This is a genomic window from Streptomyces triculaminicus (assembly GCF_017349075.1).
In the GTDB taxonomy this organism is placed as follows: domain Bacteria; phylum Actinomycetota; class Actinomycetes; order Streptomycetales; family Streptomycetaceae; genus Streptomyces; species Streptomyces triculaminicus.
The window spans coordinates 1217833-1233234 of record NZ_JAFMOF010000001.1 but is presented as its reverse complement, the minus strand read 5'-3'; the positions used below and the strand labels follow the sequence as shown (position 1 = coordinate 1233234).

Sequence of the window (15402 nt, the reverse complement as noted above, 5' to 3'; positions counted from 1 at the left end):
GTTCACGCTGAGTGCTCGACTCGTCGCGCGGGTACACCTTCGAGGTGGTGCAGGGAGATGAACTGGGGTTCTATGCACAGGTATTCGGGGATGAAGGGGGCGTCGTCCGCCGAGCGGGGGGCCCGGCCGAAGAGCCCGAGCTCCGCGGGCCCCGGCGTGAAGATCCGGGCGGTCCCGACGAACTGCACGGTCCAGACGGACTCGTCGCCCTCCTCGCGGCCGGCGAGGTTGTCGGCGCCGTAGGCCACCACGCTGCCGTCGCAGGCCTGCGCGTAGCCGAAGCCGCCGTGCAGCCGCAGCAGCACCTGCCCGTCGACGACGACGTGCCGGGCGACGGTCACGAACGGCAGTGCGCGCATGCTGACCGACACCCTGCCGTAGGGGGTGCGGGCGAGCAGTTCGAGTGCCCGGTAGTCGTCGGAAGGCCCGGAAGGCGCTGCAACCATGGGCACCACTGTGCACTGCCGTCACCCGGTCACCTAGAGCCACCCGCCCCTGCCCGGGAGGGACGTTGGTCCCGGAAATCCGCCCTAGCGCTTCTCCGCCTGCAGCCGGGCGACGTAGGCCGCCGCCTGGGAGCGGCGTTCCATGCCCAGCTTGGAGAGCAGGCTGGAGACGTAGTTCTTGATGGTCTTCTCGGCGAGGTGCAGCCGCTCGCCGATGACGCGGTTGGTCAGGCCCTCGCCGATCAGGTCCAGGATGCGGCGTTCCTGCTCGGTGAGGGAGGCGAGTCTGTCGTCCCCGCGCGAGGTCTTGCCGTCCCGGAGCCTCTCCAGCACCCGCGCGGTCGCCACCGGGTCGAGCAGGGATTTCCCGGCGGCCACGTCGCGTACGGCCGAGAGCAGTTCATTGCCCCGAATGGCCTTGAGGACATAGCCGGACGCGCCCGCCACGATGGCATCGAAGAGCGCTTCGTCATCGGCGTACGAGGTGAGCATCAGGCATTTGATGTTTTCGTCCTGCGAACGGATCTCACGACAAACTTCCACTCCGCTGCCATCCGGAAGGCGAACGTCCAGTACGGCCACGTCGGGCCGCGTGGCGGGAATGCGGACCAGGGCGTCGGCCGCGGTACCGGCCTCTCCCACCACTTCGATGTCCTCTTCACCGGAGAGCATCTCGTGGACGCCACGGCGTACGACCTCATGGTCGTCAAGCAGAAATACCGTGATTTTTCCTTGTTCGGGCACGCTGCCAGTCTCACACATCGACTCTTCCCCTGCTCTTGTCCTCCGGGATAACGTGCCCCCGTTCCGGCGGCTCGCAAGGCGCTGACCAGTGGATTGACCTCCGCTTTGGCCCGGCTTTCTCGATTTACTTGGAAATCCAAGCAAAATCGCAGGTCAGGTGGGGTTTCGCAGGAATGCCACGCACTGGGTAACGTGCTTATTGCAGGCCATTGGCCGGGGCGACCTGTCACGCCCGGTTCCGGCCTCGGCACACCCACCCCGTGTGCCGTCGGGGATCGGGCGAGCCTCTCTCCGCCTCGCGGCGGAGGGACCCCCTCTGGCCGCCGGCGACCCCGGGGGCCGGACAGACGGAGGAGCACACGTGACCGTGGACAGCACTGCCGCGCGCAAGCCGCGACGCAGCAGCAAGCGCGCCGGCGCCAAGAAGGCGGCCGGCGAGCCCGAACTCGTCCAGCTGCTGACGCCGGAAGGCGAACGGGTCGAGCATCCGGACTACTCCATCGACCTGTCGCCCGAGGAACTGCGTGGTCTGTACCGCGACATGGTTCTGACCCGCCGCTTCGACGGCGAGGCGACGACACTCCAGCGCCAGGGCGAGCTGGGCCTGTGGGCCTCGCTGCTGGGCCAGGAGGCCGCGCAGATCGGCTCCGGCCGGGCGACGCGCGACGACGACTACGTCTTCCCGACCTACCGCGAGCACGGCGTGGCCTGGTGCCGCGGGGTCGACCCCACGAACCTGCTGGGCATGTTCCGCGGCGTGAACCACGGCGGCTGGGACCCCAACGAGAACAACTTCCACCTCTACACGATCGTCATCGGCTCCCAGGCGCTGCACGCCACCGGCTACGCCATGGGCGTGGCCAAGGACGGCGCCGACTCGGCCGTCGTCGCCTACTTCGGCGACGGCGCCTCCAGCCAGGGCGACGTGGCCGAGGCCTTCACCTTCGCCGCCGTCTACAACGCCCCCGTCGTGTTCTTCTGCCAGAACAACCAGTGGGCGATCTCCGAGCCCACCGAGCGGCAGACCCGCGTCCCGCTCTACCAGCGCGCCCAGGGCTACGGCTTCCCCGGCGTCCGGGTGGACGGCAACGACGTGCTGGCCGTGCTGGCCGTGACCAAGGCCGCCCTGGACCGCGCCCGCACCGGCCAGGGCCCGATGCTGGTCGAGGCGTTCACCTACCGCATGGGCGCCCACACCACCTCCGACGACCCCACCCGCTACCGCCGCGACGAGGAGCGGGAGCTGTGGGAGGCGAAGGACCCGATCCTGCGCCTGCGGGCCTACCTGGAGAAGCAGGGGCTGGCGGACGAGGCGTTCTTCGCCGGGCTGGAGACGGAGAGCGACGCGCTCGCCAAGCGGGTACGGGAGACCGTGCGCTCCATGCCCGACCCCGACCACCTGGCGATGTTCGAGCACACCTATGCCGACGGGCACACCCTCGTCGACGAGGAGCGCGCGCAGTTCGCCGCGTACCAGGCTTCGTTCGCCGAGGAGAGCAAGTGACCATGAGCACCGAGAAGCTCACGATCGCCAAGGCGATCAACGCCTCCCTGCGCACCGCCCTGGAGACCGACCCCAAGGTCCTGGTCATGGGCGAGGACGTCGGCAAGCTGGGCGGCGTCTTCCGCGTCACCGACGGCCTGCAGAAGGACTTCGGCGAGGACCGTGTCATCGACACCCCGCTCGCCGAGTCCGGCATCGTCGGCACCGCCATCGGCCTGGCGCTGCGCGGCTACCGGCCGGTGGTGGAGATCCAGTTCGACGGGTTCGTCTTCCCCGCGTACGACCAGATCGTCACCCAGCTGGCGAAGATGCACGCCCGCGCGCTCGGCAAGATCAAGCTGCCGGTCGTCATCCGCATCCCCTACGGCGGCGCCATCGGCGCGGTCGAGCACCACAGCGAGTCGCCGGAGTCGCTGTTCGCGCACGTCGCGGGCCTGAAGGTGGTCTCGCCGTCGAACGCGGCCGACGCCTACTGGATGCTGCAGCAGGCCATCCAGAGCGACGACCCGGTGATCTACTTCGAGCCCAAGCGCCGCTACCACGACCGCTCCGAGGTCGACACGACCGCGATCCCGGGCCCGCTGCACGCCGCCCGCACGGTCCGTGAGGGCACGGACCTGACGCTCGCCGCGTACGGCCCGATGGTCAAGACCTGTCTGGAGGCCGCGGCGGCGGCCGCCGAGGAGGGCAAGTCGCTGGAGGTCCTGGACCTGCGGTCGATCTCGCCCATCGACTTCGACGCCGTCCAGAAGTCCGTGGAGAAGACCGGCCGGCTGGTCGTCGTCCACGAGGCGCCCGTCTTCTTCGGCTCGGGCGCCGAGATCGCCGCCCGGATCACCGAGCGCTGCTTCTACCATCTCGAGGCCCCGGTCCTGCGGGTCGGCGGCTACCACGCGCCCTATCCGCCGTCCCGGCTCGAGGACGAGTACCTGCCCGGCCTGGACCGGGTTCTCGATTCCGTCGACCGCGCGCTTGCGTACCAGGGCTGAGGGAGGGCCGTGACCATGACTGCGAACAGCCAGCGTTTCCGTGAGTTCAAGATGCCGGACGTCGGTGAGGGACTCACCGAGGCCGAGATTCTCAAGTGGTACGTCGCCGTCGGCGACACCGTCACCGACGGGCAGGTCGTCTGCGAGGTCGAGACCGCCAAGGCGGCCGTCGAGCTGCCGATCCCCTTCGACGGCGTGGTGCACGAGCTGCGCTTCGGCGAGGGCACGACGGTGGACGTCGGCCAGGTGATCATCTCGGTGGACACCACGCCCGACGCGGGGCCCGCGGAGGAGGCCCCGGCCTCGACCGCCGCCCACGCGGAGCAGAGCGCCGCGGAGAGCCTGGAGGCCGAGCCGGAGCAGCCGCGCCGCCAGGCCGTGCTGGTCGGCTACGGTGCCGCCCCCTCGTCCACCAAGCGCCGCCCCCGCAAGGCACGCCCCGGCGCCCCGGCGCGGCCGCCGGTCGCCGCCGCCGTCCAGGCCGAGCTCAACGGCCACGCGGCCGTACCCGCCCCGGCCCCGGCTCCGGTCGCCCCGGCTCCGGTCGCGCCCGCCGCCCCGGCCGTGCCCGCCGGCTCCCGGCCGCTGGCCAAGCCCCCGGTGCGCAAGCTCGCCAAGGACCTCGGCATCGACCTGACCGTGGTCGTCCCGACCGGGCGCGACGGCGTCGTCACCCGCGAGGACGTGCACGCGGCGGCGAGCGCCGCCACCCTGGCCGCGACCCCCGAGGTCCCCGAGCAGGCCGTCGCCCCGGCGCCCGCGCCCGAGGGCGTGGCCGCCCTCGCCGCCCGCGAGACGCGGATCCCCGTCAAGGGCGTCCGCAAGGCCACCGCCCAGGCCATGGTGGCCAGCGCCTTCACCGCGCCGCACGTCACGGAGTTCGTCACCGTCGACGTCACCCGCACGATGAAGCTGGTGCAGAAGCTCAAGGACGACCCGGACATGGCGGGCCTGCGGGTCAATCCGCTGCTGCTCGTCGCCAAGGCGCTGCTGGTGGCGATCCGGCGCAACCCGGACGTCAACGCCGCCTGGGACGAGGAGAACCAGGAGATCGTCCGCAAGGACTACGTGAACCTGGGCATCGCCGCCGCCACCCCGCGCGGTCTGATCGTCCCGAACATCAAGGAGGCCCAGGCCAAGACGCTCCCCGAGCTGTCCCGGGCCCTGGGCGAGCTGGTCGCCACCGCGCGCGAGGGCAGGACCAGCCCCGCCGAGATGTCCGGCGGCACCGTCACGATCACCAACGTGGGCGTCTTCGGCGTCGACACCGGCACGCCCATCATCAACCCGGGCGAGTCCGCGATCCTGGCGTTCGGCGCGATCAAGCTGCAGCCGTGGGTCCACAAGGGCAAGGTCAAGCCGCGCCACGTCACCACCCTGGCGCTGTCCTTCGACCACCGCCTCGTCGACGGTGAGCTGGGCTCCCGCTTCCTCGCGGACATCGCGGGCGTCCTGGAGAACCCCCAGCGTCTGATCACCTGGGGCTGACGGACGGCGGAAAAGGACACAGGGCCCGGACTCCCGCTCCTCACCCCCCTCCAGCGAGGAGAGAGCTGTGCGTCCGGGCCCTCTGTCTGTGTACGGAGCGGCCTCGGGCCATCCGTCGGCGACCGGGTGGAATGGCAGCCCCCGGCAACCGGGTGGAATGGCCCGTGCTGGGCAATTTACTTAAGATTGACCGACACTTGCAGTGTCGGAATTGGAGGCTGCGGTGGACCGCGAGGACGGCGAATCCATCAGCCGCCTGCTCCGGGCCTGGCGCGGCCGGATCGACCCCAGGACCGTCCGCGAGCTGCGCGGAGTCCTGCCGCGTCCCGGCCGGCGGCTCTCCCAGAAGCATGTCGCCCGGATGACGGGCGTCAGCGAGGGCTGGTACCGGGCCCTGGAGGCGGGCCGCCGCCAGGACTTCTCCGAAAGCTTTCTGCTGAGGGTCGCCGAGGCGCTGCGGCTGAGCGAGGCGGAGACGCTCACGCTCTTCCTCGCCGTCTGCGGCCGACGGCCCCCCGAACGCGGCCACGCCGAGGAGGACTTGCCGCGCGGCGTCAAGGCCCTGCTCGAGCAGCAGGTCAGCTATCCGGCCTACCTCTCCGACGTGGCCTGGAACATCGTCGCGTCCAACGCCCTGATGGGCGAGTGGTTCCCCTGGGTCCACCGCCCCCGCCCCAACCTCATGCGCTGGGCCCTGCTGCATCCCGAGGCACGCGAACAGATGCTCGACTGGGAGGACAGCTGCGCCCGCGTCTACCTCGCCATGCTCCGCGTCGCCGCGAACAGCGACCCCGGCAACGAGGAACTGCGCGGCCTCGTCCACGAGATCCTCGACGCCGACGCCGACTGCCGCCGCATCTGGGCACAGGAGTACGACGTGGTCGAGCACCGCGACGGCCATGTCTTCCGGCTGCGCCTGCCGTACCACGGCAACGCCGAGATCCGGGTGACGAGCCATGTCCTGCTGCCCATACAGCGCACCGACCTGCGGTTCGTCTTCATCACCCCCGTCGACGGCTGGGCGGGCGTCTAGCGGGCGCGCCACGGCCCGTACGCCCAGGCCGGTCTGACGATCCGTCGATCGTCCGGATCGCGGACGCCCCCTCACCAGGCGTCCTTGTTGTATCTATGCTGTGCGCATGTCTCCCGCGCCCACCGTCCAGGACAGACAGCCCCCCGCCGCCGAGCGGGTGTACGCGCACGTCAAGGAGGCGGTACTGCAACGGCGCTACGAGGGCGGCACGCTGCTCACCGAAGGCGATCTGGCCGAGGCCGTGGGGGTCTCCCGCACGCCCGTCCGCGAGGCGCTGCTGCGGCTGGAGGGGGAAGGGCTGCTGAAGCTCTACCCCAAGAAGGGGGCGCTCGTGCTCGCGGTGTCCGCCCAGGAGATCGCGGACGTGGTGGAGACCCGGCTGCTGGTGGAGAAGCACGCCGTCGGCAAGGCCGTACCCGCCCCGCCCGCGCTCCTCCACCGGCTCGAGGAGCTCGTCGACGCCATGCGCCGGCAGGCGGCCGAGGGTGACCTGGCCGCCGTCTCGCTCAGCGACCGCGCCTTCCACGCCGAGATCGTCCGCAGCGGCGGCAACCGCATCCTCTCCGGGCTCTACGAACAGCTCCGCGACCGGCAGTTGCGCATGGGCGTGGCCGTGATGCACGCCCACCCCGACCGGATCGCCAAGAACATCGCCGAGCACACCGAGATCCTGGAGGCCCTGCGCTCCGGGGACGCCGCCGCGGCGACGGCCGTCGTCGACCGGCACATCAGCTGGGTCCGCAATCTCGCCCGGGGGGAGACCCGATGAGCTCAGGCCCGATATCACTGCCCGGCGACCCACCCGGCGGCCGCCGGGCCGTGGCCGTATGGGGCATCGGCGTCGCCGTCTACTTCGTCGCGATCATCTTCCGCACCAGCCTGGGCGTCGCCGGCCTCGACGCCGCCGAACGCTTCCACATCAGCGCCTCCGCCCTGTCGACCTTCTCCATCCTCCAACTCCTCGTCTACGCCGGCATGCAGGTACCCGTCGGCCTCATGGTCGACCGGCTGGGCACCCGCAAGGTGCTCGCCCTGGGCATCGTCCTGTTCACCGCCGGACAGCTCGGCTTCGCCCTCGCCCACTCCTACCCCGCCGCCCTGGCCTGCCGGGCGCTGCTGGGCTGCGGCGACGCCATGACGTTCATCAGCGTGCTGCGCCTGGGCGCCCGCTGGTTCCCCGCCCGCAACGGCCCGATGATCGCGCAGGTCGCGGCCCTCTTCGGCATGGCGGGCAACCTCGTCTCCACACTCCTGCTGGCCCGGCTGCTGCACACCGCCGGCTGGACGGCCACCTTCGCCGGCAGCGCCGCCGCGGGCGTCGTCGTCCTCGTGCTGATGCTCGCCTTCCTCAAGGACCACCCCGAAGGCCACGAACCCGCCCCCGGCCCCCGCCCCGCCAAGGGCTACGTACGCCGGCAGATCCTGCGCGCCTGGCGCGAACCCGGCACCCGGCTGGGCCTGTGGGTGCACTTCAGCGCCCAGTTCCCCGCAATGGTCTTCCTGCTGCTGTGGGGCATGCCGTTCCTCATCGAGGCCCAGGGCCTGGACCGGGGCACGGCCGGCTCGCTGCTCACGCTGATCGTGCTGGTGAACATGGCGGTCGGGCTCGTCTACGGCCAGATCATCGGCCGCCACCACGCCGCCCGCCTGCCGCTGGTGCTCGGCACCCTGGCCGCCACCGCCCTGCTCTGGGCGGCCGTCGTCGGCTGGCCGGGGGAGCGCGCCCCGATGTGGCTGCTGATCACGCTGTGCGCCGTGCTCGGCGCCTGCGGCCCCGCCTCCATGATCGGCTTCGACTTCGCCCGCCCCGCCAACCCGCCCGAGCGCCAGGGCACCGCCTCCGGCATCGTCAACATGGGCGGCTTCGTCGCCTGCATGACCACGCTGCTGGCCGTGGGCATCCTGCTGGACGCCACCGGCGGGAGCTACCGCGTGGCCTTCGCCTCCGTGTTCGTCCTCCAGGCCCTCGGGCTCTCCCAGATCCTGCGGCTGCGGGGCAGAGTCCGCCGGCGCGAACGGGAGCGGATCGTGGCCTCGCGCGTGACGACCGTCCACGTGCCCGTATGGGCGGACGGCGACGTCAGGGGGTGACCGTCAGAGGGCGACCTGTCAGGGGGTCACCGCGAACTCCCGCAGGATCGCCCCGGCCAGCCGCCGGTCCCCCTCGACCCCGATACGGTCGGCCACCGCTGCCGGCCGCACCCGCCCGCACGCCAGCCGGACGTAGGTCTCCCAGTCCAGCGAGAACGACACCGTCGGCCCCAGCGAGACGCTGCCGTCGATCGTCCCCTTGCCCTGCGGCCCCACCCGCACCGTCCGCAGGAACTCCAGCGGCCCGTGCACGTCGAACGCCGCCGTCACCCCCGGCCGCGCCCCCGCCTTGCGCGCGACCACGTCCGGCAGCGCCCGCAGCAGCATGTCCCGGGCGAGCTGCGCGGCCGGCGAGTCCAGGTTGCCCGGCACGCCCAGCGCCCGGCGCAGGTCCTGCTCATGGGCCCAGACGTCGAAGGCCCGTACGTGCAGGGTGCGTTCGAGCGTGCGCTCGTCGCCACTGCCCAGCGGCCAGCGGATCATCGTCTGCGGGGAGCGCGACTCGTTGCGCAGCTGCCGGGAGCGCCGGATGATCGTGTACTCCAGCTCGGAGGTCATCTCCAGCGCCGTGTGACAGCGCCGCACGTCGACCTGCACCTCGATGTAGCGCGAGAACTCGTCGGTGACATGGCGCAGATCGCGCGGCAGCGTATGGATCGGCCGCGGCTCGCCCAGCATTTCGCACTCGACCCCGATGACGTGCGAGACCACGTCGCGCACCGACCACCCCGGGCACTCCGTGGCCCGGTTCCAGTCGCTCTCGGCGAGCGGTCTCACCAACTCGTTGACGGCTTCGACGGAGTGGGTCCAGGCGTCGATCGCGGGCTGAAGACTGGGATGGACTGTCACGGGCGGATCCCTCGGGCGGTGCTCGGCGATGGCTGCGTGCGCGCGGGTGGCAAGTGCGGTCTGGGTTCTACCCAGTTAAGTTACGCTGCGGACGGTCGCCCCGGCAGAGGTTTCGTGTGACGCATGCGGAGAGTGGTGGTACTGTGCGCGCTTCTTTGATCCAGCTCGGTGTCGATGACGACGAGCCCGTCGCCGCCCGCCGCGAGCGCGCCGCCGGCCTCGTCCGGGCGCAGAGCGGCAGCGACCTGGTGGTCCTCCCCGAACTGTGGCCCGTCGGCGCCTTCGCCTACACGTCCTTCGCCGCCGAGGCCGAGCCCCTGGACGGCCCCACGGCCGAGACCATGTCGCGGGCCGCGCGCGACGCGCAGGTGTGGCTGCACGCAGGCTCGATCGTCGAGCGGGCCGCCGACGGGCCCATGTACAACACCTCGCTCGTCTTCTCCCCCACCGGCGCCCTCGTCCGCACCTACCGCAAGATCCACCGCTTCGGCTTCGACCAGGGCGAGGCCGTCCTCATGGGCGCCGGCGACCGCCCCGTCACCGCCCGCCTCCCCGAGACCGTCGTCGGCCTGGCCACCTGCTACGACCTGCGCTTCCCCGAACTCTTCCGGGCCCTGACCGACGCCGGCGCCCAGACCTTCGTCATCCCCGCCGGCTGGCCCGAACGCCGCCGCGAGCACTGGAGCCTGCTCGCCCGCGCCCGCGCCGTGGAGAACCAGGCCTACGTCCTGGCCTGCGGCACCGCCGGCACCCACGCGGGCGTACGGCAGGCGGGCCACAGCGTGGTCGTCGACCCCTGGGGCGAGGTCCTCGCCGAGGCGGGCCACGACGAGGAGGTGCTCACCGCCGTCCTCGACACCGGCCGGGTGGCGAAGATCCGCGAGGAGTTCCCGGCGCTGAAGGACCGGGTGCTCGGACGTTAAAGCGGGAAGATCGTAGTTCTCGACTTTCTGAAATAGACAACAGAGCACCGAAGCTTTCGCCACACTGAGTGTGTGCACAAAGACACGATCTGTGATCTGTGCCTCCGCTTGTCCCTCGACCGGGACGGCAAGACCGCAATCGAACGGCAGGAAACCGACTGCCGTGCCTGGGCCGACCGCAATGGACTGACGGTCCGCAAGGTGCACATAGACAGAGGGCGCTCCGGCTACAAGACCGTTGAGCGCAAGGGCTTCGACGCCGCACTTGCGGCAGTCACCGCAGGTGTTGTCGGCACACTGATCGTCTGGAAACTGGACCGCCTGTCTCGCAAGGGCATCGGTCAGGTCGGCAAGGTGCTGGACGACATCGAGAAGGCCGAGGGGCGTCTCGTCTCGGTTGTCGACGGACTGGACACATCGAACGACTCGGCGCGCATGGTTGTCGCGATGCTCGCCGAGCTTGCGCGCTCGGAGTCCAAGAACCTCGGCACCCGGGTCGGACACGCGAAGCGGTACCTGCGCAGCAAGGGCCGGTGGATCGGCGGACAGCCTCCGTACGGGCTGCTCATCGACCCGAGGACCAAGAAGCTCGTCCACGACCCGGAGCACGCCGTCTACGCACGTCTCATCGCGGATGAAGCGTTGGCTGGAACCTCACTGGTAAAGATCGCCCGACTTCTCAACGAGTACGAGATTCCTTCGCCGAGGGGAGGGCAGTGGAATGCGGCCAGCATCATGCAGCTCCTGCGTTCCCCCGCGTTCGCCGGCCTGATGCCGGAGACCGAGACCGTCGCGACGGACGATGGTGAGCGGAAGTACACGGGCAGGGTCTTCCCGTATCGCGATCCCCGGACGCTCGACACGGTCGAGATCGGCGAGGGGATCATCACGGTCGGAGAGCGGGAGCAGATCATCCGCACCCTGGAATCCAGAACGTTCGTGCACGCGGGAAAGCGGCGGCCGAAGCCCGAGGGGACGGCGCTGCTCACCGGACTCGTCTATTGCGCGGTTCCTGGCTGCGGTCGCCGGATGCACCGTGTGGGCGGCAGCTATCAGTGCATGGCTCGACGTGCGGGAAATCAGTGCGTCGGAGCATCGGCGCTGGCTGAGGCGGTTGACCAATACGTGACCGAACAGTTCCTCACGAAGCTCCCGGCGCTCGAACCGGACGATCCGCTGCTTGTTGCGATCGCGGATCGCTGGGTGCACCGTGTGGACCCGGAGACCTTTGCGAAACGTGATGCCCTCACTGCGGAGATCCAGGACGTGGAAGTTCGTCTGGCTGATCTGGAGGATGCACGCTACCTGCGTGGTGAGTTCAGCGACGCCGCAGCCGTGGAGCGCTACAACCGGCTTTCAGAGCGCTTGAGAGGACGAATCGACGGCCTCCGCGGCGATCTCCACAGGCTTCCCATGCCGTCCGTGGACGTGTCTCCGATGCTTGATGGCGTCACCCTGCGAGAAGCGTGGGCGGATGCGACGAGTGAAGGCAGGCGCGAACGGCTGTCGCTCGCCATAGACCGCGTTGAGGTGAGCAAGGGGGTACGTGGGCGGAGGATCGTCCCCGAGCAACGCATCCAGATCCATTGGGCGAAGCTGGTGGGCACCGACAGTGCCGCGCGCTGATGACGAGCGCCATGCGTGCCCAGTGAGGGTGTCAGTCGCCAACCTGGTGTTCCACGCGGTGGCGGATGTACTCGTCCGCATGGGACCGGGCTATCGCCACCGCGGCGTCCACCAAGTCGTGCAGCTCCGACGGGTAGGCCTCCTTTCGGAGCGACAGGCCCGGCAGGACGCAGCGCCGGACGTCCAGGTGCTCGTTGCTCACGAACTCGCGCAGGGCAGCCTCGTTCCACTCGGCCACCACGGCCGAGCCGTCATGCGGCTCCGCCCGACCGGTGGTTCCGGGGTTCTCCGCCCGCACGACGGGCATCCGCAGGGGCAGGGCTGACCAGCACCAGGCCCGTGCGGCGCCCGCCCGCTCAAGGTCTGTGCCCGTTCGCAGGTACCGAGCAGAGCGGTGCGGACGCGTCTGTGCCCGAATGCGTTCAGGGCCGGCTCGACGAACTGGCGGTTGAAGCTTGGGTCGGGATCGTGGACGGCTGCTTTGAGCAGCACGTCGAAGGACTCCTCGGAAAGGGTCAGGCTCCGGCGGCAGGCGTCGCGCAGCGCTGCCCGAGCGCGACGCTGCCAATTCCAGAGATCGCCGCCCTCCGATTCGGGGGCGACAACGAGCCCGAGGCTCCGGACGACTTCCGCCAGGCACGCCTCGAACGCCTCCCTCCGGTCCTCTGTGCGTCCCGGCAGCGCCCCGAAAAGCTGTGCCTTCGGCGCCTTCCCGTCGGCAGTCGTCTCGTTCCCGTCCGCAGTCATCCGTCGCTCCCCTGCCGTGCGCGGTGCCGTACGCGTGTAATCCGACGTTCATACCGGGATGGCAAGCTTGAAGCATGAACGATGCCGCCCCGACGCCCACCTCCGCGCCCGAGCCTCGCCGACGTGCCCGTGTCCGCGCCCCCGAGCTCATCGGCAAGGGCGGCTGGCTCAACACCGGAGGCAAGGAGCTGACCCTCGCCGACCTGCGAGGTAAGTGCGTCATTGTTGATTTTTGGACGTTCTGCTGTGTGAACTGCCTGCACGTCCTCGACGAGCTGCGCGAGCTCGAGGAGGCGCACCGCGACACCGTGGTGATCATCGGCGTCCACTCGCCGAAGTTCGTCCACGAGGCCGAGCACCAGGCCGTCGTCGACGCCGTCGAGCGCTACGAGGTCCACCACCCCGTCCTCGACGACCCCGAGCTCGCCACCTGGAAGCAGTACGCCGTCCGGGCCTGGCCCACGCTGGTCGTCATCGACCCCGAGGGCTACGTCGTGGCCCAGCACGCGGGCGAGGGCCACGCCCACGCGCTCGCGAAGCTGGTCGGCGAGCTGGAGGCCGCCCACGAGGCCAAGGGCACGCTGCGGCGCGGCGACGGGCCGTATGTCGCGCCCGAGCCCGTCGCCACCGACCTGCGCTTTCCCGGCAAGGCCGTGCTGCTGCCGAGCGGGAACTTCCTCGTCTCCGACTCCACCCGGCACCAGCTGGTGGAGCTGGAGGCCGACGGCGAGACCGTCGTGCGCCGCGTCGGCACCGGCGAGCGCGGCTTCACCGACAGCCCCCCGAGTTTCAGCGAGCCCCAGGGCCTTGCCCTGCTCCCCGACGGCACGGTGATCGTCGCGGACACCGTCAACCACGCGCTGCGCACCTACGATCCCGGGACGCAGGCCGTCACGACCGTGGCGGGCACCGGGCGGCAGTGGTGGCAGGGTTCGGCCGCCTCGGGTCCGGCCCGTGAGGTGGACCTGTCGTCGCCGTGGGACGTGGCCTGGTTCGCGGACCGGGTGTGGATCGCCATGGCGGGCGTGCACCAGCTGTGGACGTACGACCCGGAGAAGGGGACCGTCGAGGTCGCGGCCGGCACGACCAACGAGGGTCTGGTCGACGGCCCGGCCGCCGAGGCGTGGTTCGCCCAGCCCTCCGGCCTCGCGGCGGCCGGGGAGCGGCTGTGGCTCGCCGACTCCGAGACGTCGGCGCTGCGTTACGTGGAGGCGGACGGCGAGGGCTTCGCGGTCCGTACGGCCGTGGGCGAGGGCCTGTTCGACTTCGGGCACCGTGACGGGGACGCCGGGCAGGCGCTGCTCCAGCACCCGCTCGGGGTGACCGCGCTGCCCGACGGCTCCGTCGCCGTCAGCGACACCTACAACCACGCGCTGCGCCGCTACGACCCGGCGACGGGCGAGGTGACGACGCTCGCCACCGATCTGCGGGAGCCCTCGGACGCGGTCCTCGTCGGGGAGGACATCGTGGTCGTGGAGTCGGCGCGGCACCGGCTGACGCGGCTGCGGCTGCCGGAGGAGGCGGTGCGGGTGGAGTCCGTGGCGCACCGGACGCGGCGGGAGGCCACGGAGGTCGCTCCCGGGAGGCTGGCGCTGGATGTGGTGTTCCAGGCGCCGGCCGGGCAGAAGCTCGACACCCGCTACGGTCCGTCGACGCGTCTGCTGGTCAGTTCGACCCCGCCCGGTCTGCTGGCGGAGGGTGCGGGCCAGGGCACGGACCTGAGCCGGGAGCTGGTGCTCGCGGACGGGGTGGGCGAAGGGGTGCTGCACGTCTCCGCGATGGCGGCGTCGTGCGACGACGACCCGGCCAACGAGTATCCGGCCTGCCATGTGCACCAGCAGGACTGGGGAGTTCCGGTGCGGGTCGTCGAGGGCGGTGCCGCGCGGCTGCCGCTGGTGCTGGCGGGTATGGACAGCTGAGCCGCCCGGCCCGCCGGGTGGCCCGCCGGGCTCAGCGCGTGATCCGGTGGTCCTCCTCGACGACGTGGGCGGCCGGGGGCGGCGGCTGCATCCTGCGGCGCTTGAACACGCTCACGTAGGCGCTCAGCCCCAGCAGGCCGGCGGCCATGAGGATCAGGCCCACCAGGGTGATGTTCATGCCGTCGATCTGCCAGTCGACCGCGAAGGTGAGGATGCCGCCCGCCGCGATCAGACCAATGCACCATCCCATTCCCATGGGAAACGCCTCCTGACGTGGTCGGCCCCTACCGGCGTCGCCGGCCGGGCACAGGGCGGGTACCCCGGCCCGGCGGAGCGAACCACGTCCCGGTCACGCCGGGGCTGTCGCCGCCGGGGCTACCACTTCAGGGCGGTGGCCTCGTCGGACAGCCAGTACGAGGTACTGGCGGAGTCGTCGATGTGCAGCTTTCCGCCCGGCAGGGGCGCCTGGGACGGGGTGCCCTCGAGGGGGTCGCCCTTCGGCGTCTGGAAGGTGACGGAGATCTGCTGGGCGTCGCGGCCCTTGCCGCCCGAGCCGTCGGCCGCCGAGGCGCGGACCCCGGCGTAGGCGGACGCGCCGGGGGCGAGGCGGATCGGGTTCTTCGGCTTGCTCTCCTCGACGACTCCGGCCGTGGCCTGGTCCTGGTCGAAGCGCAGGAACGGGAAGCCGTAGGCGGAGCAGGGCGACTTCGAGGTGTTCGTCGCCACCAGCAGCACGTGGTCGACGGGCGACTTCACCGCCTTGACCTCGAGCTTGACGGCACCCGCGGCGCAGGCGTCGCCCTTGTCCTGGGGCTTGGCCGACTCGTCGCCCGAGCCGTCGTCGCCGCCGTCACTGCCCTCCGCCCCGTCTCCCGGGGCCATGGAGGCCTGCTCCTCGCCCTGGGCCTTGTCCTCCTTGGCGGACGAGCCGCCGCAGGCGGTGAGGGTGAGGGCGGCCGCGGCCGTGAGCGCGGCGGCGGCGATCCGCAGGGTGCGAGTGGTCATGCTTCCCCCGGTGGGCTGTTCGAGTCGTCGGGCTGTGT

The 15402-nt window shown here is 71.0% G+C and carries 15 protein-coding genes; 9 read left to right on the top strand and 6 right to left on the bottom strand.

Going from position 1 to position 15402, the window contains the following annotated elements:
* Window positions 1-2: 2 nt before the first annotated feature.
* Together J1792_RS05700 and J1792_RS05695 are read right to left on the bottom strand one after the other, a co-directional pair.
* Window positions 3-446 carry a pyridoxamine 5'-phosphate oxidase family protein gene (locus J1792_RS05700; protein ID WP_086566206.1) on the bottom strand — a complete coding sequence of 148 codons (444 nt, stop codon included), beginning with the start codon at window positions 444-446 and terminating at the stop codon, window positions 3-5.
* 84 nt (window positions 447-530) lie between these two features.
* Window positions 531-1190 (bottom strand): response regulator, encoded by a 660-nt coding sequence (locus J1792_RS05695; protein ID WP_307842907.1) that lies wholly within the window; start codon window positions 1188-1190, stop codon window positions 531-533.
* Between the two features lie 361 nt (window positions 1191-1551).
* Between J1792_RS05695 and pdhA the strand changes: the two genes are divergently transcribed.
* The 6 genes from pdhA to J1792_RS05665 all read left to right on the top strand — a co-directional run bounded on the left by pdhA (window position 1552) and on the right by J1792_RS05665 (window position 8295).
* A complete protein-coding gene (gene pdhA / locus J1792_RS05690; protein ID WP_086566208.1) occupies window positions 1552-2694 on the top strand; it encodes a pyruvate dehydrogenase (acetyl-transferring) E1 component subunit alpha in 1143 nt (380 codons plus the stop codon).
* 2 nt (window positions 2695-2696) lie between these two features.
* Entirely contained in the window at window positions 2697-3683 is a 987-nt protein-coding gene (locus J1792_RS05685) for an alpha-ketoacid dehydrogenase subunit beta (protein ID WP_086566209.1), read from the top strand.
* Window positions 3684-3698: 15 nt separating this feature from the next.
* On the top strand, window positions 3699-5171 hold the full coding sequence (locus J1792_RS05680; protein WP_207246739.1) for a dihydrolipoamide acetyltransferase family protein: 1473 nt from the start codon (window positions 3699-3701) through the stop codon (window positions 5169-5171).
* A 223-nt stretch (window positions 5172-5394) separates the two neighbouring features.
* The gene (locus tag J1792_RS05675; RefSeq protein ID WP_179199146.1) at window positions 5395-6204 is read left to right on the top strand and encodes a helix-turn-helix transcriptional regulator; all 810 of its coding nucleotides are present in this window, start codon (window positions 5395-5397) and stop codon (window positions 6202-6204) included.
* Window positions 6205-6310: 106 nt separating this feature from the next.
* The gene (locus J1792_RS05670) at window positions 6311-6973 is read left to right on the top strand and encodes a GntR family transcriptional regulator (RefSeq protein ID WP_207246738.1); all 663 of its coding nucleotides are present in this window, start codon (window positions 6311-6313) and stop codon (window positions 6971-6973) included.
* Complete coding sequence (locus tag J1792_RS05665; RefSeq protein ID WP_207246737.1) at window positions 6970-8295, top strand: MFS transporter; 1326 nt, start codon at window positions 6970-6972, stop codon at window positions 8293-8295. The genes J1792_RS05670 and J1792_RS05665 overlap by 4 nt, the downstream gene beginning before the upstream one ends.
* Window positions 8296-8313: 18 nt before the next feature.
* Here J1792_RS05665 and J1792_RS05660 read toward each other — a convergent pair whose 3' ends face one another.
* Entirely contained in the window at window positions 8314-9144 is an 831-nt protein-coding gene (locus J1792_RS05660) for a maleylpyruvate isomerase family mycothiol-dependent enzyme (protein ID WP_086567920.1), read from the bottom strand.
* A 143-nt stretch (window positions 9145-9287) separates the two neighbouring features.
* On the opposite strand from J1792_RS05660, the gene J1792_RS05655 reads away from it, so the two are divergent.
* Both J1792_RS05655 and J1792_RS05650 read left to right on the top strand, forming a co-directional pair.
* Window positions 9288-10067: a carbon-nitrogen family hydrolase gene (locus J1792_RS05655; protein WP_086567918.1), complete on the top strand. Its 780-nt coding sequence runs from the start codon at window positions 9288-9290 to the stop codon at window positions 10065-10067.
* Window positions 10068-10139: 72 nt separating this feature from the next.
* Window positions 10140-11693, top strand: coding sequence for a recombinase family protein (locus J1792_RS05650; RefSeq protein WP_086567916.1), 1554 nt, complete (start codon window positions 10140-10142; stop codon window positions 11691-11693).
* Window positions 11694-11724: 31 nt separating this feature from the next.
* On the opposite strand, the gene J1792_RS33875 is transcribed toward J1792_RS05650, so the two are convergent.
* Window positions 11725-11991 carry a hypothetical protein gene (locus tag J1792_RS33875; protein WP_242645449.1) on the bottom strand — a complete coding sequence of 89 codons (267 nt, stop codon included), beginning with the start codon at window positions 11989-11991 and terminating at the stop codon, window positions 11725-11727.
* 523 nt (window positions 11992-12514) lie between these two features.
* Between J1792_RS33875 and J1792_RS05640 the strand changes: the two genes are divergently transcribed.
* Window positions 12515-14359 (top strand): NHL domain-containing thioredoxin family protein, encoded by a 1845-nt coding sequence (locus tag J1792_RS05640; RefSeq protein WP_086567915.1) that lies wholly within the window; start codon window positions 12515-12517, stop codon window positions 14357-14359.
* A gap of 31 nt (window positions 14360-14390) precedes the next feature.
* On the opposite strand, the gene J1792_RS05635 is transcribed toward J1792_RS05640, so the two are convergent.
* A complete protein-coding gene (locus J1792_RS05635; RefSeq protein ID WP_086567913.1) occupies window positions 14391-14615 on the bottom strand; it encodes a DUF6458 family protein in 225 nt (74 codons plus the stop codon).
* Window positions 14616-14734: 119 nt separating this feature from the next.
* Entirely contained in the window at window positions 14735-15364 is a 630-nt protein-coding gene (locus J1792_RS05630; protein ID WP_086567911.1) for a DUF4232 domain-containing protein, read from the bottom strand.
* Between the last annotated feature and the right edge of the window lie 38 nt (window positions 15365-15402).